Source organism: Saprospira sp. CCB-QB6 (assembly GCF_028464065.1).
Taxonomy (GTDB): domain Bacteria; phylum Bacteroidota; class Bacteroidia; order Chitinophagales; family Saprospiraceae; genus Saprospira.
Genome location: NZ_CP116808.1, coordinates 2,144,195 through 2,166,525, shown reverse-complemented (window position 1 = coordinate 2,166,525; position 22,331 = coordinate 2,144,195). Strand labels below are relative to the sequence as shown.

Below are 22,331 nucleotides of genomic sequence, written 5' to 3'. Positions count from 1 at the left end.
ATTTTGCGGTCGTATAGAATGATGTTGTTGCGGTATTCCTACTATCCATCTAGTTCGATGTCTATTTAAGTTCTAGCCCTTACAGGCCTATTATCTTGCAAAAATAACAGTTTGTTGCAGAGATTTTCTGCTTTCACCTCCCCAAAACGTTAATTTTTAAGGCTCAAGTATAAAAATTTGCTAAAATTATTCAAATTTCTTCTAGCACATACAACTTTCAAGCCTTTTCTCCTCTCCTCTACCCAACCTCCACTTTTCTAATTCTCGTTTTTTACTAGGCTGTAAGGCAAAAAAACCAATTCAGTTTGCTCCAAACTCATCATCAAAACGCAGAAATGCCCGCCTTTGTGATTATACAAGGCCCGAAAATTATCAATTTTTTCCGCCTCTATAATTCCCTTTGTATACAATTCTTCTAAGGTGGTCGCCCCATGCTGCCAAACCCCAGCAGCCAATTCACCCAAATACAAACCCAAATTGGGCAAGGCCTCTCCACTATACATCCACAAAATAGGATAATTAGATACGCCCTCCTCCTTAATAGTCTCTACTACCTTCAATAAAGCCGCTTTCTGCTCTACCACAATCTGTTGCAATTCCAATAATTGACTCTCTTTTTGCATTGCTTTCTTTTTAAATTTGGCGCAAAAATACAACTTTATCGCCTTCTTGCCCCCTCCCCTACCCTATTTATCTAGAACTCTTTCCTTTTTGGGGCTTGCCCGCCCTTCAGGCGGGCCGGGCTGTGTCAGGGCTCGCAGGCCTGCTCGGCCCTTCGCAAAAATGCTTTGCATTTTGCTCGGTCTGCGGCTGCGCCGCCCCCTTTTCCATCCCTAAGCCGGCGGCTTCGCCGCCTCTACACGCAATTGGACCAAAAGGCTGAAAACAACTGCCCAATCTAGCATAAACCGATGAGCGGCCTAGCGATGCGGCGGGGTGGCCGTCAGGCCAGACCGAGGCGGCAAAGCCGCCGCAGGGCCGAGCAGACCTGCGAGCCCCAAAGCGTAGCGCCGACGAGCGAAGCGAGGCGGAGGCCCCAAAACACAAAAAGGACAGCCTTAAAAGACTGTCCTTTTTTACTTCTATAATATAAGGAGCATACTAGCGCTGAATAACTAGTTTTTGCTGCAAGTTGCCATAAGGGGTATTCAGTACCACCATATAAATACCATTGCTCAGTTGCCCAACTTCTAAAAGTTGCGCATTGTCGCCAGCAAAAAACTGAATCTTATCTAGACCCGCTACTTTGCGGCCATCTAAACTATAGACCTGCAAGCTTCCTACTAAGTCCTTAGGCAAATTGATTAACAATTCTGCCGTAGAACCTGTTAGTGGGTTTTGCATTAAACGCATTTCTGACATGCTGTTAAATTCTTCTCCAATAACAGAAGATACAGGGGCTGTTGTGCTAAAACTCTGTGTAGGAGAAGTAGCACCACAAGTATTCAACTGATTGATGGGTCGAACCGTCCAACTATAATCTTTAGGATATCCTAAATCGGCTTCAGGAATAGTTAGTGAAGTAGCCCCATAAACCAATTCAATAGCAACTGGAGCAATTGGACTACCAAAGAACGTGCGGTATACTTCTACATAATAGGCCGTAGCATTGGGTACAGCCGTCCACTCCAAAGTAATATCTCCATTTAACTCTACAGTGCCACCATTAGCTGGCGTTACTGCGGTAAGCCCTGCCCCAGAAACGACAGCATTAGGAGTAGGAGCTGAAAAAGAATTCCAACGGCTCAAAATATCAGCTGCCATAGCTGCCTTTTGCTCGGCAGTAAAAGAATCTACACAAGCATCGGCATAATAAGACATAAAGTTAGATTCCATAGGGTCGATGGCTACTCCTGAAGGATCTTTTACCCCTCCAGTATAAGGGCAATTGTCGCGGAAAGACACATAATCTGCTGGGGTATCGCAAAATCCATCTGCAGCAGAGCTACAGTTGGCACTACTCCCTGATCGAACAGCTCGTTCTACTGCCACACCATTAATCAAGTTAGGCGCATTTCCTGGCTCATAGGCAGTTACATCAGCTCCCTCCCAACCATAAAAGGTGTGATTTAGGGTGAAGAAGTGCCCTACCTCATGCGTCCCCGTACTAGAAGTACCATTGGCCATTTGATTAAGCACAAATACAAAATCTCCTGATGGCGTATAATAAGACGCTACCTGGTTATTTACCGAAGCACTCATGAAGATGTTAATCGCTCCAGCCGATTTATTATTAAACATGATGTTTTGAGAACCAAAGGCCCCACCATCATTATATACACTGCTATTATTAAAGAAGTTAATAGAATTCGTCACTCCCTGCATATAAAACTGTACATCTTGCGTGCGATAGTCATTGTTCATATCGCAAAGCATCGCAAAAACCTGTGTCAAGGGAACTGTATTTTCACCATTAGCATCACCTACCACATGAAACTTAACAGGGATATATTTAATATTTCGACTCTGTTGGAAGGCAGCAATCTCTGCAGGATCCACCAAACGGCGGTTTTCCATCAGACGTTGTTTAATGAGTTGACCATCGGCAAAGCTAACACCACAATCTGTATTTAGCTGCTGGGCCTGTAGGCTAAGGCTCGATAAACCCAATAGGGCAGCTCCGACTAGTGCTTTTATTTTCATAAAAATTTGTATTATAGTTAGTTAATCCCTTTATTGATAGGCTAATCTTTCAAAGATAAATAATTATATCTTGCTAAACGGCCTAAGTGACAGTATTTTTTTAGGCGAAAGAGCTGCTTTGGCTCTCAATTATATGCCCACTATGCTTTCTAAGACGATCCTAACTGGCCTCTGTTTTTTGGCCTTTTTTTCTTCTTCGCTACAAGCTCAGCTACATAATCAAGGTGCGCTGATTTCTATTAAATCAGGAGCTATGTTGAGTATTCAGGGAAATCTCCAAAATGCTGGGGCCATTCATAACAGCGACACGATACACCTTTATGGTGATTTCATTCAAAATCACCCCACAAACCAAGGCTTCACTTCTACTAACGAAGGTTGGCTCTTTTTGGATGGAGGACAACAAGCTATTAGAGGCAATTTTCCTAGCCGTTTTCACTATTTGGTCTTGGCCGGCACAGACCATAAAACGGCCAAGGCCCAATCTAGTTTTGTGACGGGCCAACTTCGCTTAAATGAATGGGAATTAGCCCTAGATAGCCAACGATTAGAAATTATTTCTACAGCGCCGAATGCCCTGCAAACTGGGCAAAGTGGCCAATATGGCTTTATTTCTTCCTCCGGACCTGGTGGCCTTGTTCGTGCTATGGACCGGCCCGCCCCCTATCTCTTTGCCTTAGGCGGAGAGGATAATGGGCTCCGCCTTTTTCGCCCTATTTTAATTCAACCTCAAATTAATGACAGTAGTCAAGTTTGGGCCAGCTATTGGGCAGGCGATGCAGGCCAATATGGCCTAGACCGACAACAAAAAGAACTGGAACTCTGTCTGCTCAACCCGCTTTATAGCCATGCCATTAATCGAGAAGCGGGCAGTAGCCCTCTCCAATTTAGTTTTTATAGCGACCCCAACACAGAAGGACAGTTTGAACAATTGGCCCAATGGAACAACAACTGGAGCTACCTTGAAGAGCTTCAAAATCAATTTCCTAGCTTTGCTGGCCTACAAAGCCTTACTCTCGATAGTCTACTCACTAACTGGAGCGATAGCCTCTTTATTCTGGCCCAAAAAAGTCCCGAATTAATGCTAGAAGCAGAAGCCGCTCCCTATTGCGACAACAAGGGGATTCTACTTAGCGAAACGCTTGGCCAATACAATGATTACGAACTCTACATTAATGGACAAGCTTGGGGGAATAGCAGTAGCTCCAGCTTTTCGCCCCTACTCGCCCCCGGCCAATATCAGCTTCAGCTCTTGGGCCAAAATGCAGCCTGCGGCCGCTGGAGCGATAGCCTATTCATTGAGGTGTTTCCCGCCCCTCAACTCCAACTTAATAATGATACCCTTATCGTAGAAGGCAGCAGCCTTCCCCTACAAGCTAGCGGAGCCGATTTTTACAATTGGAGCCCTAGCCCAAATATAGATTGTGACATCTGTTCACAAACAATTGCCCAGCCCAATAACAGCGGATACATCCAACTTTTAGGCGAAAGTATGGAGGGCTGCAGCAGCCTCGATTCTTTTTATGTCGAACTGCGCCAAAAAGTAGAAGACATCCTCTTTATTCCCAATGTGATTACGCCCAATAACGACGGCCAAAATGACTTTTGGGTCATCCAGAATATCCAGCTTTTTCCCAAAAATAAGTTGCGCATTCTCAACCGCTGGGGAGACCTGGTCTACCGAGCCGATTTTTATAACAACAACTGGCAGGGAGACTTTGCCAATGGTCCTCTTCCCGCTGGCACTTACTATTATATTCTGGACCTAGGCGAGGGCTGGGGCGTCTTTAAAGGCCCTATTACGATTATTCGTCAGTAGCCTGTATTTTAATAATCATTTGCCGAATCTCTTCGCAAAGGCGGCCCGAATACTCTAATTCTAAAAGGAGCTCTCGGGCCGCCTCTTTTTGGCCCCGATAGTAACGATAAAGGGCCGCTTGCAGCTTCAATCCACCAAATGTATAATGGTCCTCCGCCTGCTCCAAACCCGCCAAAGCCAATTGATAAGCCTCGCTGGGCCGCTGATCCAAATAACGACAAGCTTCCAAATAAGCTGGCGCATAAGCTACCGCATGTTGCCGCATGAGGCTTAGCGCTTGCAGAGCCTTTTCTTTGGGCAAATTTCGACTTTGGATGAGCGCCCGATAAAACCCTTTGGGAAAACGCCCCGACAACTCTCCTTCTACGGCCCAACTCGCTTGCACCGCCGCCCGAAAATCGCCCAAAAAAGCATAGGTTTGCTGCGCCCAACGATAGCGCTTGAGCAAAAGCAATGCATAGGCGGCATCATATAGAAATTCAGGCTGTTGGTCCAACTTGTAGGCGGTCCAAAAAGCCCGCAAAGCGGCCAAAGGCTGGTTGGCATTTAGGGCATTTTGGCCCTTTTCGTATTCTAATTTGGCGCTGCTGTTCATCTTCTTTTTATTTTTTTTTGGGGCCTCCGCCTCGCTTCGCTCGTCGGCGGTTACTCCCTTCGGTCGTCGAACTGCGCCCTAAAGGGCTTGTTGTCGTTTCGGGGCTCGCAGGTCTGCTCGGCCCTGCGGCGGCTTTGCCGCCTCGGTCTGGCCTTCGGCCACCCCTGCACATCGCTAGGCCAGCTGGACCCTAAAGGATGTTTTTTGCTTTTAAGCGCTAGCGTTTGCGTTTAAAAAAGCTTTGGAGTAGGGCTTGGGCTTCTTCGGCTAGCGGTCCTTGTTCTAATTTGGTTTTGGGGTGTAGGGCTTTTGGAGCAAGGGCCAAAAAACCTCTTTTAGGATCGGCGGCGGCATAGACAATTCGACCAATTTGGGCCCAAGCCAAAGCGCCAGCGCACATCAAGCAAGGTTCTAGAGTCACATAAAGCGTGGCCTTGGGCAAATACTTGCTATCTAAGGCTTGAGCGGCGGCCGTAATGGCCAAAATCTCGGCATGAGCGCTAATATCGGTCAGGGCTTCGGTGCGGTTGTGGGCCCGGGCCAAAATCTGATTTTGGGCCACCAAAACAGCGCCAACAGGCACCTCCTCTAGTTCAAATGCTTTTTGGGCCTCTAAGAGGGCTTGGCGCATAAAAAACTCATCGGAAAAAACATTGAAATCCATATTCTTAGACATTAGACAGGCTGGCCCTTTTTTGGACCAGCCCGTTTTGCTTGACGTAGGCGGCAGAGGAGCGAAGCGACTGGCCTAGCGATGTGCAGCAGTGGCCGTCAGGCCAGACCCAGGCAGCTTTGCTGCCGCAGGGCCGAGCGAATAGCGAGCTGCGCAACGTAGCGCCGACGAGCATAGCGAGGCGGAGGCCCCAAACCTTTAATTACTCCCCTCTTTGTTCATATTGGTAAATCACTTGCAAAACTGTTTGGCCAACGGCTTTGAGAGTAGTTGGGCTAATAATGTCAATATCATCTTGATGAGTATGCCAGTAAGGGCCAAAGCCAGTGGGGCTTCCTTTGGGTAAATTGATAATATCGATCATGGGAATTTTGCGAATTTCATTCACAAAAAGGTGGTCATCGACCAATTGGCCGTGTGTTTCGTCTACAAAAAAGTCGTTATAGCCTAATTTCCAAGCCGTTTGCCAAACCTCATCCACATAAAAAGCGGCATGTTTGAGAGAAACCCCTTCTTTCGGGAAGCGGGCGGCACGGGCGCCGACCATATCGAGTAAAATTCCAAATTTCGCTTTATAATTGGGAGCATGTGGGTTTCGGCTCCAGTGTTGGGCACCTAGGCACCAAGAGCTGCGATCGTAGGCATCGCCAGAAAGGCCTTGGTCTTCCACATCAAAAAGGACAATATCCACGCCTACATTTTGGAGGCTTTGTTTTTGAATTTGGCGGCTAATTTCGAGTAAAACGGCCACCCCGCTAGCGCCATCATCTGCGCCAGGGATAGGCTCTGATTGGCGTTCGCTATCGCGATCGGCCATAGCGCGGGTATCCCAGTGAGCGGCAAGTAGAATGCGTGTTTTGGCCTCGGGCTTAATTTGGGCCACAATATTTTTGATGGGGTAAGTTTTGCCTTGGCCGTTATTCATTTCGGCCGTTTGGATATGGGCCTTTGTTCCGTAAGCTTCAAACTTTTGGATTAGCCAATTGGCGCAATCCTCATGGCCTTTAGTTTCGGGCACTCTGGGGCCAAAAGCCAGTTGTGCTTTCACAAAAGCGTAGGCAGAATCGGCCACAAAAACGGGCGCTTTAGCCAGTTTTTCTTCTACTGGAGGAGTTGGTTTGGGTTGGGGTTTAGGCTTATCATTTTCACAGGCCCACAATAGGCTTAGGGCGAGTAAAAGAGTGGCAAATTGGCGCATAATAAATTAGGATTCGGGAGCAGCTTTTGCGGTTTCTAGAAGGAGTTTAAGGCTAGCGATGCCGGCCAGTGAATCTTGGCGGCTATACTGTTGAAACTCAATTTTATAATTGCCCAATTGATCAAACTTAATATTGGGCATAAAGATAAGGCGACGTTGGCAGAACTCGCCTTGGCATTCGCCCTCCCATTTGCCTTTAGGGCTAGCGAGTTCGAGAGAAACCTGTCGTTCATTGAGCTTACCGTCGGGCATTTGGACTTTAAGTAAGCTATAGACATTTTCGAACTCATAATCCTGCTTATGTTTAATTTCTAAGTAGAGATTATAGGCCAGAGTAGTATCTGTGATAGGGAGTGTAAATTCAAGCGGTTCGGCATAGGTCCAGACTGCCTCCTTAATAGCTTGTTCTTCTTCATAAAGGTAATCTTGGCAGCTAGTAAATAGGGCCAAGAGTGGCAACAACATAAAAGGGAGCCAGTTATTTTTTGTTAGCATCATGCTTCGCTTTATTATTTTGCGAGTTTCGGGGGCGTTTTTTACGATTGCTTTTTGGGCGAGTAGGCTTCGTTTTATTCTCTGCTGATTTTGGCCCTTGTGGCCGTTGATTGGAGGCGTTAGGATTTTTAGGTTTTCGCTTGCGTTTTCGTTTGCGATTATTTCGTTTTTGATCTTCTTTGAGTTCGCTTAATTCTAGGCTACCGGAGCCATCGACAAAATCATCGGGGCCGGCTTCCTTATTAAAGTGGTGGCTTGTTTTATTATCCACAATAAACTCAGAGAGGTGATAGGGTTTTTGTCCTTTTTTATTTTGGGCAGCAATTTCCTCTACTCGTTCTACAGAAAGGGGAAAAACCTCCATTCCGCCAAATTCTTTTTGGTAAGCGAAGTACATAATTCGCTTAAAGATATCGGTTTTAAGGAGTTGGGCTGTCCCCTGTTCTGTTTCTAGGCGGTGAATATGTTTGGGAAAGGTTTTGAGGGCATCGAGGTAGGTATTCAGCTCAAAGTTGAGGCAACATTTGAGGCGCCCGCATTGGCCAGATAATTTAGATTGGTTGATGGCCAAATTTTGGTAGCGTGCGGCTGTGGTAGAGACCGATTTAAAATCGGTTAGCCAGGTAGAGCAGCAGAGTTCGCGGCCACAGGGGCCAAGGCCGCCGATAAGGGCAGATTCTTGGCGGGCTCCAATTTGGCGCATTTCAATTTTCACGCGGAACTCTCTAGCAAAGATGCGGATCAATTCGCGAAAATCGACTCGGCCATCAGCGGTATAATAGAAAGTGGCTTTTCGCCGGTCCCCTTGGTATTCTACGGCACCAATTTTCATATCGAGTTCTAACTCGCGGGCCAAAAGTCGAGCTTTCACCATTGTTTCTTGTTCGGCAGCTCTAGCCTCGGCTAGGCGTTCCAAATCTCGTTCATTGGCTGTGCGGAGCACATTGGGGAGGATAGCATTGGGTTTAACCCTTTTCTTTTTCATTTGCAGGCGAACCAATTCGCCCATTAGACTCACTCGGCCAATATCATAGCCTCCAGATTTACTTTCTACGGCTACTAGGTCGCCTGTATGAATTTGTAAATAAGGAGGAAGGCGGTAAAAAGCCTTACGCATATTGTCTTTAAAAGAAAGTTCTACCAGATCTAGTTGGGCCATATCGGGCATTTCCATATTGGCCAGCCAATCAAAAGTATTGAGTTTATTACAGCCTCCGCTGTTACAGTTTCCGTTATCTCCACAACCAGTACTGCTACAACCGCCAGTACTGGAACAATTCGAACATCCCATAAATATGTATATAGCTAGAGGGCTTAGCCCTCTTTATTGTTGAGAAAGATGAGTTAGCGCTTTTTATTTAGGGCAAGGGAAATTGGGCTCTCTCGCCAAAGCGCTATAAAAATTCAGCCAACTGGAGTTGTGCTAGGCCATTGCCTTAGAGCAGTTTATCTCAAGTAAATAAGCAGGCACAACAGCCTTAAAAAGGATCTATCTAATTAAATAGAAAGGCTTATTTTAGCTCGCTAAAAATCATTCAAAAGTACAAATTTGTTTAGACTTTTGTGGCCTTCAGCAAAAAAAAGGCCGCCTTTTTGGCCGCCTTAAAGTTTTCTTTAGTTGTTATTGGGAGTAACAATTAGTGCTTCTTGCTCAAAGTCGTTGGGCAACTCTCCGTATTGGCCCAAATAAGTCCATTCTCCTTGATCATTGCAGCCAAACTGCCATTCTACCGTCATTTCTTCTCCTTGGTCGTTATAATAAGGATAGACATAAGAAATCAGCCAGCCCCCATATATTTTTTTGCTGTAAATATCTGGTCCTCGTTGAGCTAGACTTGGAATCTCGACTAAGAACACATTGGCCTGCTCCGAGAACTTACGTGCGATATAAGCAATATTTTTAGGTCTTGGACTTTGCAAATTTAATTGGAGTAGCCCCTCTTCCTCTTTCCAAGATTTAATACTCAGCTCATAGGTATCCAACAATAAGCGCAAAGGCCCCCTTTGTAATTGGTTGCTGCTACGTAGCTCTTGCAAATCAGGTAAACTAGGATCTAAATAAAGCGTAAAACTATAGCAATTGGCCGTTTGCTGTGCCCGAATATTCAATTCATTGATAAACAAAAAAGCTTCATGGCCCGACTGGCTGAGTGTTTCTAACAAAATAGCCAATTCAGCCACCTCAGCCAAAGGTAACTCGGCCTGCTCTACAGCCTCCGCTTGTCTAGCTACAAGCTGCAAGGCATTTTGATAATACTGATCCTGAGCACTAAGCGAAATCGAAACAGCAAAGAAAGCAATAGTAAGAAATAATAGCCTGTAAAGATGTCCCATAAAAGCAATATTCTAATAATGTTGGTTTCCATAGAGAGCACTAGTGGGGAAATAGGTCACTATGAAAAAATAAACTTAGGGATATATGGGATGAGTCTTATCTAAAGATAGTCTTTTTTAAACTAATGACAAGACTCGCTCTCAAGTTATTCCATTTCGCTAAAAAGCAGTACCTTTCAGGACCTTAAAAAATAGTATTATGCCTAGCATTTTTAGTAAAATTATCAGCGGTGAAATTCCCGCCTACAAACTAGCCGAAACCGAAGACTTTTTGGCTTTCCTCGATATTTCGCCCGTAGAAAAGGGCCATGCTCTCGTTATTCCAAAAAAGGAAATCGATTATATTTTCGAGCTAGAAAATGAGGAACTTGCCCAACTCCATATTTTCGCAAAAAAGGTAGCTCTAGCTATCGAAAAAGTGGTCCCTTGCAAACGCATTGGCATGGCGGTAGTTGGCCTAGAGGTTCCTCATGTACACATCCACTTGATTCCGCTTCAAGGTCTAGGCTCTATCAATTTCACTAAAGAAAGAGTACAGCTCGCCAAAGAAGAATTTGCCGATTTGGCCCAAAAAATTCAGCTTGCCTTAACCGAGCAGCACTAGCACATTATGCTAGACCTCCTCTTATTGTCGGGCCTAGCCATTTTGCCTAGTCTCGTCCTAATTCTTTTCCTCTATGGGCTCAGCTATAAAGCTCCGCCCCCCATCCCCCTTATGCTTATTGCCTGCCTTTTTGGCGTCATTAGCACCTATCCCGCCATCAAAATGGAGGAGTTTGGGATCTATGATTTAGGTATGCTTTTACAAGGCGATCTCTGGACCAGTTTTACCTTCTCGTTCCTAATCGTAGCCTTTAGCGAAGAAACCCTCAAGTATATTTTTTTACGCTATTACCTCTATCCCAAAAAAGAGTTTGCTGTCCCCCTCGATGGCATTGTTTACGCTGCCTGTATCGGTTTGGGCTTTGCCGCTGCCGAAAATTTTCTCTATCTCGTTATCCGATTAGAAGATCTTGAACAAGCCTATTCCCTAGCCTACCGCCGAATGTTTACCGCCCTGCCCGCTCATGCCGCTTTTGGGGTCGTAATGGGCTATTTTATGGGCCTTGCCCGCTTTCAAACTAAAAGAGAAGTCTTTTTTTTACTCCTAGCCCTCCTCCTTCCTATTATTCTACACGGCCTATACGACTTCTTCATTTTTCAAGAATTATCTAAAGTTTTAACTATATTTACCGAGATAACCTTGGCCATTTCGCTACTCTTGGGCGCCTTCATGATTCGCGCCCATCGGCATTATAAAAGAAGAGCAGAGAAAGGCCCTCCCCCATTTATTGAGCTATAATAGCTTCCAAACTTTTTTACATGGATTACTATCTCTTGGCCCTCTCGGTCTTGCCGGGCTTGGCTATCTGCTATTATATCTGGTGGCGCGACAAGCACGAACCAGAACCCAAACACCTCCTCTTTTTCTGTTTCCTTTTTGGCATGCTGAGCACCGTTCCCGCTATTTTTCTCGAAACCCTAGGCCAAAATATGGGCATCATCGCCGATGAGAATTTAGTCAAAACTTTTGCCTTTGCCGTTGGCGTAGTCGGCTTTAGCGAGGAGTTCTGCAAGTTTCTATTTCTCCGCTATTTTATCTATCCCAAAAAAGAATTTGATGAGCCAATGGATGGCATTGTCTATTCTGTTATGGTGAGTATGGGCTTTGCCACCCTCGAAAATATTCTCTACGTGACCCAAGGCGGCTATGAAGTCGCTTTTCTACGCATGTTTACTGCCGTTCCCGCTCATGCCGCTTTTGCCGTGATTATGGGCTATTTTGTGGGCCTTGGCAAATTTCACTTGCACAAAGGCAAAGAAAGCCTTTTCTTGCTCAAAGGGCTGGCCCTGGCCGCACTGGTCCATGGCCTCTACGATTTCTTTATCTTTCAGGTCAATTTCCCCAGCCTGCAATACCTTACTTTTGTGGTCCTTTTTGTGGCGATTTTCATCACTTTCCCCATGATTAAGCACCTCCAACATATTTCGCCCCATAAAGAAGAACCCAATGATGTTTATTAAAGAGCTGATGTAGGGGCCTCCGCTGCGGCTTCGCCTTGCGGCGCTACGTTTCGGGGCTCGCTATTCGCTCGGCCCTTCGCAAAATTTCGCTACGCTCATTTTGCTCGGTCTGGCGCTCTGCGCCACCCCTCCACATCGCTAGGCCGTTTGGCCTTCGGCCATGGGGCCGTTTTTGCTTCTTTTAGTGTCCATTTATGTCTAAACCACCTTATATTAGTTATGAGGCCGCTCTGGCCAAACTACAAAGCTTTTGCGCTTATCAAGAGCGCTGCCATCAAGAGGTCCGCCAAAAACTCTTGGACCTAGGCGTCTATGGCGAACGCCTAGACGAAATTATAGCCGACCTAATCGAAGATAATTTCCTTAATGAAGAGCGTTTTGCCCATGCTTTTGCTGGCGGGAAATTCCGAGTTAAAAGCTGGGGCCGCCTACGCATCCAAAGAGAACTCAAGGCCAAAAATGTCTCGGCTTATTGTATCCGCAAGGCCCTCAAAAATGAGCTACCCGAAGAGGAATATTTTCCCAAATTGCTGGATCTATTGCGCAAGAAAAACCGCCTTCTCCATAAGGGAGATTATTATAGCCGCTCTAAAAAATTGGCCCAATATGCTCAATATAGAGGCTATGAGGCCCATCTCATTTGGGAGGCCATCAAAATCGTTTTAAACGAAGAAGAGGAAGAATAATTTTGGTCCAAAACGACCGAAGGGAGTGGCCTAGCGATGTGAAAGGGTGGCCGAAGGCCAGACCAAGCAAAATGAGCGCAGCGAAATTTTGCGAAGGGCCGAGCGACCTGCGAGCCCTGAAACGTAGCGCCGCAAGCGCAGCGCAGCGGAGGCCCCAAAAAAGCATAAAAAAAGAGCAAGATTTCCCTAAGGTCATCTTGCTCTTTCTATTTTAGATTTGCCTCAAGAACTAGTCTTGGTAGCAGTAGTCGTTGGCAGCAAGTAGGCTGTCTGCAATTTGGCGACGAAGCGCCTTAGTATTGATAAACTCTTGCTTGCAATAGCGTTTGATAGCGAGCATTAGCGTCTTCTTTTTGTCGCCATCGGCCCAAGAAGCCACTGCTTGGCGGGCAGAGAAAGCGATGCGTTCGGTGGCATCATTGAGGTAAATGCGGCTCATGGCAATTTGGTCGGCCACAGCGGCTTCTCCACGGATACTAGCCAACTTTTGAGCGCGCAAAATAGCGGATTCTGCCAAGTAGATTTCAGCCATTACATCAGCCATATTCATCAAGATTTCTTGCTCATCTTTGAGGCCCATCATGAGTTCTTGAGCGGTCATACCAGAAACGGCCAAGAAACATTTTTTGAGGTTTTGGACCTGTAGCAATTCGGCTTCTAGCAATCCTTCGGGAGCTGCTTTTTGCAAAGAGAAAGACATCAATTCTTTTTGGATCGCCATAGCGGGCGTCATCATGTCCAACTCGCCTTTCATAGCCTTTTTGAGGAGCATATCTACCGAAAGCATGCGGTTGATTTCGTTGGTTCCTTCAAAAATGCGGTTAATTCGAGAATCGCGATAAGCGCTAGCCATAGGCGCCTCTTCAGAGTAGCCCATACCGCCATAAATTTGGAGGCCTTCATCCACCACATAATCCAAACATTCTGAGCCGCGCACCTTGAGGATTGCGCATTCGATAGCGTACTCTTCGGCAGCACCTAGTAGTGATTCGCCCAAAGTTTTGCCCTCTGCTTGGAGTTGGTGCTCTACATGATCAATAGCTTTGCTTGCACGATGTACAGCGGCTTCAGTAACCCAAATGCGAGTAGCTTGCTCGCCCAATTTGTGCTTAATTGCGCCAAAGTTACCGATAGATTGGCCAAATTGCTTGCGCTCATTAGCGTAACCTACAGCATGCTTCACCACAGACTTAGAAGCGCCCAAAACGCCAGCCGCTAGTTTAATACGGCCAATGTTCAAGATATTAAAAGCGATTTTGTGGCCTTTTCCAATTTGGCCCAAAACATTCTCAACAGGAACCTCTACATTTTCGAAAAACACCTGACGAGTAGAAGAACCTTTGATTCCGAGTTTCATTTCCTCGGCTCCCAAGCTAACGCCTTCCCAAGCTTTTTCTACGATAAAGCCCGTGAATTTCTCGCCATCGATTTTAGCAAAAACCACGAAGACATCAGCGAAACCCGCGTTAGTAATCCACATTTTTTGTCCATTAAGGATGTAATGTGTGCCTGCTTCATTCAAGACGGCCTTCGTTTTTGCGGCCAAAGCATCTGAGCCAGAATCGGGCTCTGTAAGGCAATAAGCGGCAAATTTATCGCCAGCGACTAGGCTAGGCAAGTATTTGCTTTTCTGCTCTTCATTTCCAAAATAAAGAATGGGAAGCATCCCGATCCCCGTATGTGCGCCCACAGAAAGAGAAAAAGAGCGCGTATGCGCTAGATATTCGGTAATGGTCATGTTGGTAGAAAAATCTTGCATAAATCCACCGTACTCCTCGGGGAAAGAAGTCCCCAAAAGGCCCAAATCACCTGCTTTTTTAAGCAGTTCTTTGGTCAACTCGATATCTAGTTTTTCAATTTTGGCCGTATTGGGTGCTACTTCCTTATCAATAAAATCTTGTAGCATATTGAGGACCATGTTCTGCTCCTCTGTGCGTTCTTCTTTGGTAAAAATGTTTTCGTAACCGATCTGCTCAAGGAGAAATTCTCCACCGCCCAGTACTTTTTTGCTAGTTGTCGTAGCCATAATAAATTTGATTAGAATTTGGTGATGATTAGCCATCTAAACAGCTAGAATTCATAGCGGTTTATTTTGGCCCGCTTAATATAATGAGTTCTCATTAAAAAATGATTAAGTTTTGCATACAAGCTCATCACAGATCATAAAAAAACTCTCCGCGCCCAAGGGCACAGAGAGTCACAGCTAACAAACAACTAAACAACATAAACCATTAAAATATCGTCTTAAAACGATAAAAGCTCAAAGGCAAATACCCTCGAGCTTTTTATATTTCGTCATCTTTCGATGCTTCATTTAAAACAGCTTCGCTTATCTGCCCCTCCACCTTTCGGCTTCAGTAGGAAGTAGCACCTTGCCTCTAAGAGCAGGTTGCTAAGGTTTCTTTGGGCCTAATCCCTCCACCTTTCTGGATAAGTAAAAGTCCATCTAAAAGCCGCTATTTAAGCAGCCTTTAAAGGGACCATATATAGAACTTTCTATACACAAATATGGGGTCTATCTCTCAGATTTCCAAATCCTTTTGACAATTATTTGTCCCAACAACCATTTTCTACGCCCTCTACATCTATACAACTAAAAGGGCTAAAATAGTCCCATTTTAACATATCCTTTTATAATTTTTCATTTCTTCCAAAGGACTTAATTTTATCAGCTCAAAGCCAAGATAGGCCCCTATTTTTAAAATGATATTTTGAGGCCCTTTTTCATAAAACTGGCAATATGCGCAGCATTTTTTTTTTCATTTTTTTTCATTTTTTTTTCTGCAGCCTTGCCCAAAAGCAGGCATTTGTCTCTGAATATTACATTTATAGTGGTTTGCCCCCTGCAGACAGCCTCCCCAAAATGAAGTTTTTACATAGCTGGGGCGACAGTCGCTGGAGCGCCCCTTTTGCCCCTACGGGAGGTGATATTCGCTTTGCCGCTCATGATTCTATTATCCTGATTGCAGGAGGTAGTTATCTAACAGCTTGGGATAGGTTTGCTGGCGAGCTTATTTGGGAGAGAGGTTTTTCTCACCGAAAAAATTACAGCAACCTGAGCCGAAGCCTGCGTATTCTAAAGGATCAACCGCTGGGAATGGTCAGCAATGACGGGAATGGGGCTTATGTCTTTAATTATTATACTGGCGAGCTAATCGATAGTCTGCCCTTTTCTTCTGACTATCCAGAGGCCCGGATTAGCCCCGATGGCAAATGGTTAGCTATTTATGGCGGCCAATACCAGCTCTCTAAAATTAAAAACCTAAAAACTGGCGAAGTTCGAGAGCTGCCAGGCACCCTCGCCGCCATTGAGTTTCATCCCCAAAAAGAGGAGGCGGTAGTGAGTATTATTCCTAGCCAAAGATTAGATGTCCAACTGGCCAAATTGGAGCTCAACAGCCTGCAATTAGACCCTATCAGAACAGATTTTAGTTATTCAAAAACACAACGAATCGCATTTTCTCAAGATGGCGAACTCCTGGCCCTCAGCTTTTTTGAAGGCCGCCTAGAAATTTGGGATTATCTGGACCAAGCCAAGCTCATAGACACGATTATCGATAGAAGCTGGATTGAAGGCCTAGAGTTTTCCCCCAACGACCAAGAACTCTTAATTGTGGGCAGTGTCCATATTCTACTTTGGAAGCGCAAAAACCAAAAACTAAACCCTATCCCCCTCCCCAAAGATTGCCGCTGCAATGGCTGGGAAGATGGCAGCTGGGACCAAGAAGGCAAGGGCTTTCTTTTGGCCTGCCGCCAATGGACACATCCCGTTTACCTCAATAAAAAAGGAGTTGGTGGCCAACTCAAAGGCCCCCAAACCTTCACTTTCCCTCCCGATATCCTCAGTTTTTCGCCTGATGGGAAATACTTGGCGGTGGGTTCGCATTATGGCCCAAATGTCCGAATATTAAAAACAAAACAGCCCAATTGGCGGCTAGATTTACCGCCCAATGATAGCATTTTAAGCTATTATCAAGTTCGTTTTTCACCTGATGGAAACTACCTTTTGGCCCTTCCCTCCTCCTATCAGCATAAAGCGGGCGTGCAGCCGCTCTACAGCTTTCCAAAGCTAGAGCGACAGCCCCAACGACTCGAAAAACATTATTTAGATGCCTGCTTTACCCCCGATAGTCGCGCGATTTTGGGCATTCATTACCGCAAAAACAATGTCTTTGATTACGTTCTGGAACGCTGTCCCATCCATAATTATCGAGGAGCAACGGCAGCGGAATGGGAACAACTATTAAAGAAAGAGGGGCAGCCTTTTATCCCCCTGCTGTGGCAAAGCCATTCGATAAATTTGGCCCATTGGCTGAATGGGCGAGTTAGCAAGCTGCTGCCTGCCCCTGCGGTTCGAGGCTATGACAATAAGAGCGCCCTGATGTCTGAGCACTGTTTTGGCGGCTTTACGGCCAAGCAAAACTATTATGCGGGCATCGGTCAAAACGGCCACCTCTATCTCTATGATGGCCAAACTGGACAGCCCAAGGCGGTGGTTCCCTTTCAGGGGAGGGCCGTTTCGCATACGGCCATCAGCCCCGATGGCCGCTATATTGCGGTAATCAGTTGGGAGGGCCTGATTTCCCTTTATGAGGTCCCTAAGCAGCTTAGAAATTAGCTGTTTTTGGGGCCTCCGCTGCGCTACGCTTGCGGCGGTTACTCCCTTTGGTCGTCGAACTGCGCCCTAAAGGGCTTGTTGTCGTTTTGGGGCTCGCTGCTGTTTTTGGGGCCTCCGCTGCGCTGCGCTTGCGGCGCTACGTTCGGCAGCTCGCTATTCGCTCGGCCCTGCGCAAAAAACAAGTTTTTGCTTGGTCTGCGGCTTCGCCGCACTGCCTACCATCGCTAGGCCACTCCCTTCGGTCGTTCTGGACCAATAAAGAGGGCCCAAAACCGTGGTTTTGGGCCCTCTTCTTTTCTGCGCTCAAATCTGGCTGAGGGATGGAAAGTGGTGCGGCGAAGCCGCAGACCAAGGGGCTGAAGCGAAGCGAAAGCCCCGCAGGGCCGAGCAGACCTGCGAGCCACGACACAGCCCGACCCGAGCGAAGCGAGTGGGCAGCCCCAAATCCTTATCCTACAACTGGCGAAGCAACTGCGCTACATCTACTTTCTCGCTGATGATGCGTTCCACCTCATCAATAGATACTCGTTTCTGCTCTAGGGTGTCGCGGTCGCGAATAGTTACCGTATTGTCCTCCAAAGTATCAAAGTCGATGGTCACGCAATAAGGCGTACCGATAGCATCTTGGCGGCGGTAGCGGCGACCAATGGCATCCTTCTCATCATATTGGCATTGGAAGCTATATTTTAGGCGATCAAAGACCTCTCTGGCCTTGCTAGTTAGGGCCTCTTTGTTCTTGAGCAAAGGCAAAATCGCACATTTGACGGGGGCCAAAGCGGGGTGAAGCTTCATGACCGTGCGGCTAGATTCCTTGCCATCGGCATCGGGTACAATATCCTCTTGGAGGGCATCGCTGAGGACCGCCAAGAACATCCGATCGCAGCCCACAGAAGTCTCGACCACATAAGGCACATAGCTTTCCTTGAGTTCGGGATCAAAATATTGCAACTTCTTGCCAGAGAGCTCTTGATGGGCCTTGAGATCAAAGTCGGTGCGAGAGTGGATGCCCTCTAGCTCGCGGAAGCCAAAGGCATATTCAAACTCAATATCGGCAGCGGCATTGGCATAATGCGCCAATTTTTCGTGTTTGTGGAAACGGTGCGCATTTTCTCCGCCAATAATGGCTTGGTGCCAGCGAAGGCGCTTCTCTTTCCAGTACTCATAGGCGGCTAGCTCCTCGCCAGGGCGCACAAAATACTGCATCTCCATTTGTTCAAACTCTCTCATGCGGAAGACAAACTGTCGGGCCACAATCTCGTTGCGAAAGGCCTTACCAATCTGTGCAATACCAAAGGGCAACTTTTGGCGAGAGCTATTGAGCACATTATTGAAATTGACAAAAATACCTTGAGCGGTTTCGGGACGAAGATACAAATTGTTGTCGCCCAAAGAGCCTCCCCCTTGAGTAGAGAACATCAAATTAAACTGACGAATCTCGGTCCAGTTGCCCGTTCCACTTACGGGGCATTTGATCTCTAGCTCCTCGATCAGGCCTTTAAAGCCAGTTAGATCTTCAGCATTGAGGAAAGCATTCATGCGCTCAATGGCCGAATCAATTTGGCCCTGATATTTTAGGACTCTGGGGTTGGTCGCTCGGAACTCCTGCTCATCAAAGGCATCGCCAAAGCGCTTAGCTGCTTTGCGAATTTCCTTATCAATTTTACCTTCTAATTTACCGGCATAAACCTCCTCAATCAGGTGGTCGGCACGGTAGCGTTTTTTAGAATCCTTATTATCGATCATCGGATCGTTAAAGGCATCCACATGGCCAGAAGCCACCCAAGTTTGCGGGTGCATAAAGATAGAAGCATCTAGGCCCACAATATTTTCATGAGCTTGCACCATAGCGCGCCACCAATAATCCTTAATATTTTGGCGGAGTTGGCTACCGTAGGGGCCGTAATCATAGACGGCATTGAGTCCTCCATAAATGTCTGAAGAGGGGTAGACAAATCCATATTCTTTACAGTGGGCCACAATTTCCTGTAGGCCAAATTTCTTTACAGTACTCATAAGATGTTTTGTTCTTTAAGGCCTTTTGGCCTCAACTTCTTAATTGGTTTCGGGAATAACGGTGGTATTGGGCTGAGGGCGAGGTGCTTGGGGCCGTTTCTCCTTAGCCTTTTCTACTTTTAGCAGACGCATATCGCCCTGAGGCGTAATCCAAATAAACTCTTTTTCTCTTTCAATTTTGACTTCTGGGGCTGGTTTTTTCAGCTTGAATGCAAATTGGAGATGGTACATAAACTGCACCGCAGGATCTTTAATCTGTGGGTTCAAGATAATCTCAAAATCATTGTAAGGCATAGGCGCATAGTACTCCGTCTGGGCCTTATCCTGAAGGTTTACCCGGCTTTTTCCATCCAAAGAAGGACTAGAAAATGCCTGATAACTAGCATAGCGCTCGGCGGGATAAACAGCCCCTTCGGCCTCGGCCATACGGCGACTAGCCATATCTAGCTCCAAACCTATTTGCTCTAGCTCAATCATTTCGCGCATCAAATAAGCGAGGGCTTCTTTGCGAAGTTCCTCATAAACGGCGGCAGTATTCTCTACAAAGTATTCCACCTTGGCCAAATCATAGATTTCTACCTGGGCCGCAGCCGATACAATGGCCCCTAATTGCTCTGCATTTCGGTAAGAGACATGCACATTTTGCTGCATCTCAAAGCCTTTAGGGATCTCATTATAGGTTTTGGGGCTAAATAGTCGCTTTTCTTCCTCCAATTCATAAACAGGGACAAAAGAAAGCATATCTAAATGTATATCTGCATTTGGTATGCCCAAAGCCTGCAACTTTAACTTGAAGTTGCGGTATCGCTCTTGGAGCAGACGGTCGGCCTCCTCTGCCGTTTTGCCCAACTGCCGAATATTAAAGATTGCTAAATAGCTATCGGCGGTTTGGTTAGAGAGCGCCCGAACTTCTAAAAGCACCTCATCTTGTCCAAAGAAGTTAGCCTGAGGGAGCTCCCCCTCTGGCTGCAAGAGCGGTGCCTGATAGTTGGAATTTACCTTGGCCTTATAGTTATAATTGCCTTTGGAGCGACGAGCATTGCCCCTTGCTTGACCAAAGGCTACCCCCTGGCCCAAAAAGAAACAGGCCAAAAGTAAAAGGAATGAATAACGCATGCTTTTCTATATTTTGGGGCAAAAATACAAGAAAAAATGGGATTCCCGTCTATTCCTCCTCCTCCTTAGCCCTTCTCCTTGAGGCTTCTTTAACAATGAGTTTTCCCCTAATCACCGCATATTTTGCGGCGATTAGGCCTTTTTTTCGCCGCACTAGCCTTATTGTCCCTCATCACGGGCCAATTTCTTCTGCAATAGGGCAAAATGAAGCCCAGCCAACAATGCCCCCCAAAATAGGCTGCTCAACTGGGACAGTAGCAAAGGGCCTAAGACTAATTTTTTCGCCAAAATCGCTTTAAAAAAGTACAACTGATTGGCTACTGGCAAGATGGCCTTTCCCCAACTCAAACCAGCTGTTCCAAAGGTCAATAAAGAAAATAGCAGCAACACCGATAAGAGCAAAATAGCCGTTCCCCAACGGCCCAAGCTCCTTAGCAGCAAATAGAGGTTGAGCCAAAAGAAAGCTGCCGCCCCCATTGCCAAAGCCATCCCCCACAAACGAGCGTTAGGCAAGAGTTCTCTAAACTGAATAACAAGCATATCCGCCAGCCCTTCTTGGTCCTGCCCCAAGGCCCAACCAAAGCCCAAAAGCGCCAAGCCCATAATGAGCCAGAGGTATAAACTCCCCATCAATTGCATAGCAGCATAGGTCTGCCCCAAAGGCTGCCGCAGCTGCTGCAAGCCCCGCCAAGGCGCTCCCTCAAAAAGGAGTCGATTGATTCGACCTAAGCCCAAAAGGGCCAAACACAAAAAGCCAAAAGCAAATAACAAGGCCAAGCCTTTACGCAACTGCCTAAATATTTGCCGAATCTGGTCCATTTGATTGCTCTGATTGCGCTCTTTTAACTCAATCGGACGGATAAGCGTGGGGGGCAAATTGGCTGCAGCTAAATTCTTCTCTACCCAATAGCCTTCATAGTCTTTCAATACCTCCTTAAATGGCCCCAAGGCCGCAGGCCGGCCCGAACTATAATAATACAACTGCAGTTCTACCGATTCTCCCCGCAATAGGCTGCTATCCATGTCTTCGGCTAAGGCCAAAGCAAGGTCTATTTCCCCCTTTTTCAAGGCGGTTAAGGCTTCTTTTTGGTCCAAACTATCAATCAGTGAGATGTTGAGGTGTAAATCTAAGCCTTCTCTAAGCTCAACAGCCTGTTCCTTGCCCCCTAACCAAGCCACCTCATAGACTTTTTGGTTCTGGACCTGCAATTGCTCTTTTACTTGCTCCGCCAGTTGTTCCACAAAGAGCGGGAAGCCCAGATAGGGCAGACAAAAAGCCAACAATAAGGGCCAATAAAACTTCCAGCGGCCCAATAAACTCAGGCCATAGCTCCACAGTATATATAGCATTAGTCGGGATAATTTTGACGGTCAAAAATAGCTTGTTCAGCAGGCAGTTCGGCCAAGGGGAAAAGCTGCCCCTTCCGCCAGAGCCATTGTTCTTCTGGACCAAAAAACGCCTGACTATCCAAATGGCTGCTCCACAAAACTAGCCCATAATGATGCGTTCTGGCCAACTCTAAAAGCTGCAAGATGGGCCAAGCCTCAGCCAGGCTCAATTGGGCAAATGGACGCTCCAATAAGTACCAACTAACTCCCCTTTGCAAGCCCAAAACGATTTGCAAGGCCCATTTTTGAGCCTCGCCCAATTGGCTAATTTTGCTGTTGGGCGACAACCCCCATTCCTCCAAACGATGCGCCGCCCAAGGGCGCAGCCCTTCTAGTCTGGCCCAAAAGCGCAAGACCTTAATGACCGTTTTTTCGGGCCCAAAATCAAAGTCGCTATACAAATGTTGGCTGGCCCAACGCCGATGCGCCAAGCTCTCGCTCCCCTCCCACAAAATTTGGCCCTGCTGCGCTTTGCGGCTTCCCTGTAGCAGCTGCATAAAGACCCTCAGCTCTGGCGCCTGCGCATTGCCCAGCAATAAATATTGAGCTTTTGGCCAAGCGAGTTGGTCAATCTTCAATCGAGGGCCCTTGGGGCCCAATCTATGGTCTAGCGCTTTAATTTCTAGCATATCTGCTTTTATTTTTTTGGTTCTGGGGCCCCCGCAGCAAGCTGCGGCGCTATGTTGCG

At 46.6% G+C, this 22,331-nt stretch carries 19 protein-coding genes and 1 riboswitch; of the genes, 6 read left to right on the top strand and 13 right to left on the bottom strand.

The window, feature by feature from the left end:
- Positions 1 to 257 precede the first annotated feature (257 nt).
- On the bottom strand, positions 258 to 623 hold the full coding sequence (locus tag PPO43_RS08470) for a hypothetical protein (RefSeq protein WP_272616819.1): 366 nt from the start codon (positions 621 to 623) through the stop codon (positions 258 to 260).
- A gap of 478 nt (positions 624 to 1,101) precedes the next feature.
- On the bottom strand, positions 1,102 to 2,643 hold the full coding sequence (locus PPO43_RS08465) for a zinc-dependent metalloprotease (RefSeq protein WP_272616817.1): 1,542 nt from the start codon (positions 2,641 to 2,643) through the stop codon (positions 1,102 to 1,104).
- Between the two features lie 70 nt (positions 2,644 to 2,713).
- Between PPO43_RS08465 and PPO43_RS08460 the strand changes: the two genes are divergently transcribed.
- Complete coding sequence (locus tag PPO43_RS08460; protein ID WP_272616815.1) at positions 2,714 to 4,462, top strand: gliding motility-associated C-terminal domain-containing protein; 1,749 nt, start codon at positions 2,714 to 2,716, stop codon at positions 4,460 to 4,462.
- Here the strand turns inward: PPO43_RS08460 and PPO43_RS08455 are convergent.
- The 6 genes from PPO43_RS08455 to PPO43_RS08430 form a co-directional block, all read right to left on the bottom strand.
- Positions 4,449 to 5,057, bottom strand: coding sequence for a hypothetical protein (locus PPO43_RS08455; RefSeq protein WP_272616813.1), 609 nt, complete (start codon positions 5,055 to 5,057; stop codon positions 4,449 to 4,451). The two genes, PPO43_RS08460 and PPO43_RS08455, sit on opposite strands and share 14 nt — an antisense overlap.
- Positions 5,058 to 5,274: 217 nt before the next feature.
- A complete protein-coding gene (locus PPO43_RS08450; RefSeq protein WP_272616811.1) occupies positions 5,275 to 5,733 on the bottom strand; it encodes a nucleoside deaminase in 459 nt (152 codons plus the stop codon).
- A 199-nt stretch (positions 5,734 to 5,932) separates the two neighbouring features.
- Complete coding sequence (locus PPO43_RS08445; RefSeq protein WP_272616809.1) at positions 5,933 to 6,928, bottom strand: M28 family peptidase; 996 nt, start codon at positions 6,926 to 6,928, stop codon at positions 5,933 to 5,935.
- Between the two features lie 6 nt (positions 6,929 to 6,934).
- Entirely contained in the window at positions 6,935 to 7,426 is a 492-nt protein-coding gene (locus tag PPO43_RS08440; protein ID WP_272616807.1) for a gliding motility lipoprotein GldH, read from the bottom strand.
- The gene (locus PPO43_RS08435; RefSeq protein WP_272616806.1) at positions 7,407 to 8,714 is read right to left on the bottom strand and encodes a PSP1 domain-containing protein; all 1,308 of its coding nucleotides are present in this window, start codon (positions 8,712 to 8,714) and stop codon (positions 7,407 to 7,409) included. Before PPO43_RS08435 ends, PPO43_RS08440 begins: the two co-directional genes overlap by 20 nt.
- Before the next feature lie 323 nt (positions 8,715 to 9,037).
- Entirely contained in the window at positions 9,038 to 9,757 is a 720-nt protein-coding gene (locus PPO43_RS08430) for a hypothetical protein (RefSeq protein ID WP_272616804.1), read from the bottom strand.
- 199 nt (positions 9,758 to 9,956) lie between these two features.
- Here PPO43_RS08430 and PPO43_RS08425 point away from each other — a divergent pair, with 199 nt between their 5' ends.
- From PPO43_RS08425 to PPO43_RS08410, 4 genes are all read left to right on the top strand, one after another.
- Positions 9,957 to 10,361 carry an HIT family protein gene (locus tag PPO43_RS08425; protein ID WP_272616802.1) on the top strand — a complete coding sequence of 135 codons (405 nt, stop codon included), beginning with the start codon at positions 9,957 to 9,959 and terminating at the stop codon, positions 10,359 to 10,361.
- A 6-nt stretch (positions 10,362 to 10,367) separates the two neighbouring features.
- Entirely contained in the window at positions 10,368 to 11,099 is a 732-nt protein-coding gene (locus PPO43_RS08420) for a PrsW family intramembrane metalloprotease (RefSeq protein WP_272616800.1), read from the top strand.
- A 20-nt stretch (positions 11,100 to 11,119) separates the two neighbouring features.
- The gene (locus tag PPO43_RS08415; RefSeq protein WP_272616798.1) at positions 11,120 to 11,821 is read left to right on the top strand and encodes a PrsW family intramembrane metalloprotease; all 702 of its coding nucleotides are present in this window, start codon (positions 11,120 to 11,122) and stop codon (positions 11,819 to 11,821) included.
- A gap of 194 nt (positions 11,822 to 12,015) precedes the next feature.
- Positions 12,016 to 12,507, top strand: coding sequence for a regulatory protein RecX (locus tag PPO43_RS08410; protein WP_272616796.1), 492 nt, complete (start codon positions 12,016 to 12,018; stop codon positions 12,505 to 12,507).
- A 229-nt stretch (positions 12,508 to 12,736) separates the two neighbouring features.
- On the opposite strand, the gene PPO43_RS08405 is transcribed toward PPO43_RS08410, so the two are convergent.
- Entirely contained in the window at positions 12,737 to 14,533 is a 1,797-nt protein-coding gene (locus PPO43_RS08405; protein ID WP_272616794.1) for an acyl-CoA dehydrogenase family protein, read from the bottom strand.
- Positions 14,534 to 14,833: 300 nt separating this feature from the next.
- A riboswitch (SAM riboswitch) is annotated at positions 14,834 to 14,944 on the bottom strand.
- A gap of 303 nt (positions 14,945 to 15,247) precedes the next feature.
- On the opposite strand from PPO43_RS08405, the gene PPO43_RS08400 reads away from it, so the two are divergent.
- A complete protein-coding gene (locus PPO43_RS08400; RefSeq protein WP_272616792.1) occupies positions 15,248 to 17,125 on the top strand; it encodes a WD40 repeat domain-containing protein in 1,878 nt (625 codons plus the stop codon).
- Positions 17,126 to 17,578: 453 nt separating this feature from the next.
- Here the strand turns inward: PPO43_RS08400 and PPO43_RS08395 are convergent, their stop codons facing one another.
- The 4 genes from PPO43_RS08395 to PPO43_RS08380 form a co-directional block, all read right to left on the bottom strand.
- Positions 17,579 to 19,138, bottom strand: coding sequence for a glycine--tRNA ligase (locus PPO43_RS08395; RefSeq protein WP_272616790.1), 1,560 nt, complete (start codon positions 19,136 to 19,138; stop codon positions 17,579 to 17,581).
- Between the two features lie 39 nt (positions 19,139 to 19,177).
- Positions 19,178 to 20,254, bottom strand: coding sequence for an SIMPL domain-containing protein (locus tag PPO43_RS08390; RefSeq protein ID WP_272616788.1), 1,077 nt, complete (start codon positions 20,252 to 20,254; stop codon positions 19,178 to 19,180).
- A gap of 159 nt (positions 20,255 to 20,413) precedes the next feature.
- On the bottom strand, positions 20,414 to 21,604 hold the full coding sequence (locus tag PPO43_RS08385) for a sodium ABC transporter permease (protein ID WP_272616786.1): 1,191 nt from the start codon (positions 21,602 to 21,604) through the stop codon (positions 20,414 to 20,416).
- On the bottom strand, positions 21,604 to 22,272 hold the full coding sequence (locus PPO43_RS08380; RefSeq protein WP_272616784.1) for an ABC transporter: 669 nt from the start codon (positions 22,270 to 22,272) through the stop codon (positions 21,604 to 21,606). Before PPO43_RS08380 ends, PPO43_RS08385 begins: the two co-directional genes overlap by 1 nt.
- Positions 22,273 to 22,331: the final 59 nt, after the last annotated feature.

Excerpts from the sequence above, each read along its gene's own strand:
- PPO43_RS08470 (WP_272616819.1), bottom strand. The coding sequence starts at position 623 with ATGCAAAAAGAGAGTCAATTATTGGAATTGCAACAGATTGTGGTAGAG.
- PPO43_RS08465 (WP_272616817.1), bottom strand. The coding sequence starts at position 2,643 with ATGAAAATAAAAGCACTAGTCGGAGCTGCCCTATTGGGTTTATCGAGC.
- PPO43_RS08455 (WP_272616813.1), bottom strand. The coding sequence starts at position 5,057 with ATGAACAGCAGCGCCAAATTAGAATACGAAAAGGGCCAAAATGCCCTA.
- PPO43_RS08450 (WP_272616811.1), bottom strand. The coding sequence starts at position 5,733 with ATGTCTAAGAATATGGATTTCAATGTTTTTTCCGATGAGTTTTTTATG.
- PPO43_RS08445 (WP_272616809.1), bottom strand. The coding sequence starts at position 6,928 with ATGCGCCAATTTGCCACTCTTTTACTCGCCCTAAGCCTATTGTGGGCC.
- PPO43_RS08440 (WP_272616807.1), bottom strand. The coding sequence starts at position 7,426 with ATGATGCTAACAAAAAATAACTGGCTCCCTTTTATGTTGTTGCCACTC.
- PPO43_RS08435 (WP_272616806.1), bottom strand. The coding sequence starts at position 8,714 with ATGGGATGTTCGAATTGTTCCAGTACTGGCGGTTGTAGCAGTACTGGT.
- PPO43_RS08430 (WP_272616804.1), bottom strand. The coding sequence starts at position 9,757 with ATGGGACATCTTTACAGGCTATTATTTCTTACTATTGCTTTCTTTGCT.
- PPO43_RS08425 (WP_272616802.1), top strand. The coding sequence starts at position 9,957 with ATGCCTAGCATTTTTAGTAAAATTATCAGCGGTGAAATTCCCGCCTAC.
- PPO43_RS08420 (WP_272616800.1), top strand. The coding sequence starts at position 10,368 with ATGCTAGACCTCCTCTTATTGTCGGGCCTAGCCATTTTGCCTAGTCTC.
- PPO43_RS08415 (WP_272616798.1), top strand. The coding sequence starts at position 11,120 with ATGGATTACTATCTCTTGGCCCTCTCGGTCTTGCCGGGCTTGGCTATC.
- PPO43_RS08410 (WP_272616796.1), top strand. The coding sequence starts at position 12,016 with ATGTCTAAACCACCTTATATTAGTTATGAGGCCGCTCTGGCCAAACTA.
- PPO43_RS08405 (WP_272616794.1), bottom strand. The coding sequence starts at position 14,533 with ATGGCTACGACAACTAGCAAAAAAGTACTGGGCGGTGGAGAATTTCTC.
- PPO43_RS08400 (WP_272616792.1), top strand. The coding sequence starts at position 15,248 with ATGCGCAGCATTTTTTTTTTCATTTTTTTTCATTTTTTTTTCTGCAGC.
- PPO43_RS08395 (WP_272616790.1), bottom strand. The coding sequence starts at position 19,138 with ATGAGTACTGTAAAGAAATTTGGCCTACAGGAAATTGTGGCCCACTGT.
- PPO43_RS08390 (WP_272616788.1), bottom strand. The coding sequence starts at position 20,254 with ATGCGTTATTCATTCCTTTTACTTTTGGCCTGTTTCTTTTTGGGCCAG.
- PPO43_RS08385 (WP_272616786.1), bottom strand. The coding sequence starts at position 21,604 with ATGCTATATATACTGTGGAGCTATGGCCTGAGTTTATTGGGCCGCTGG.
- PPO43_RS08380 (WP_272616784.1), bottom strand. The coding sequence starts at position 22,272 with ATGCTAGAAATTAAAGCGCTAGACCATAGATTGGGCCCCAAGGGCCCT.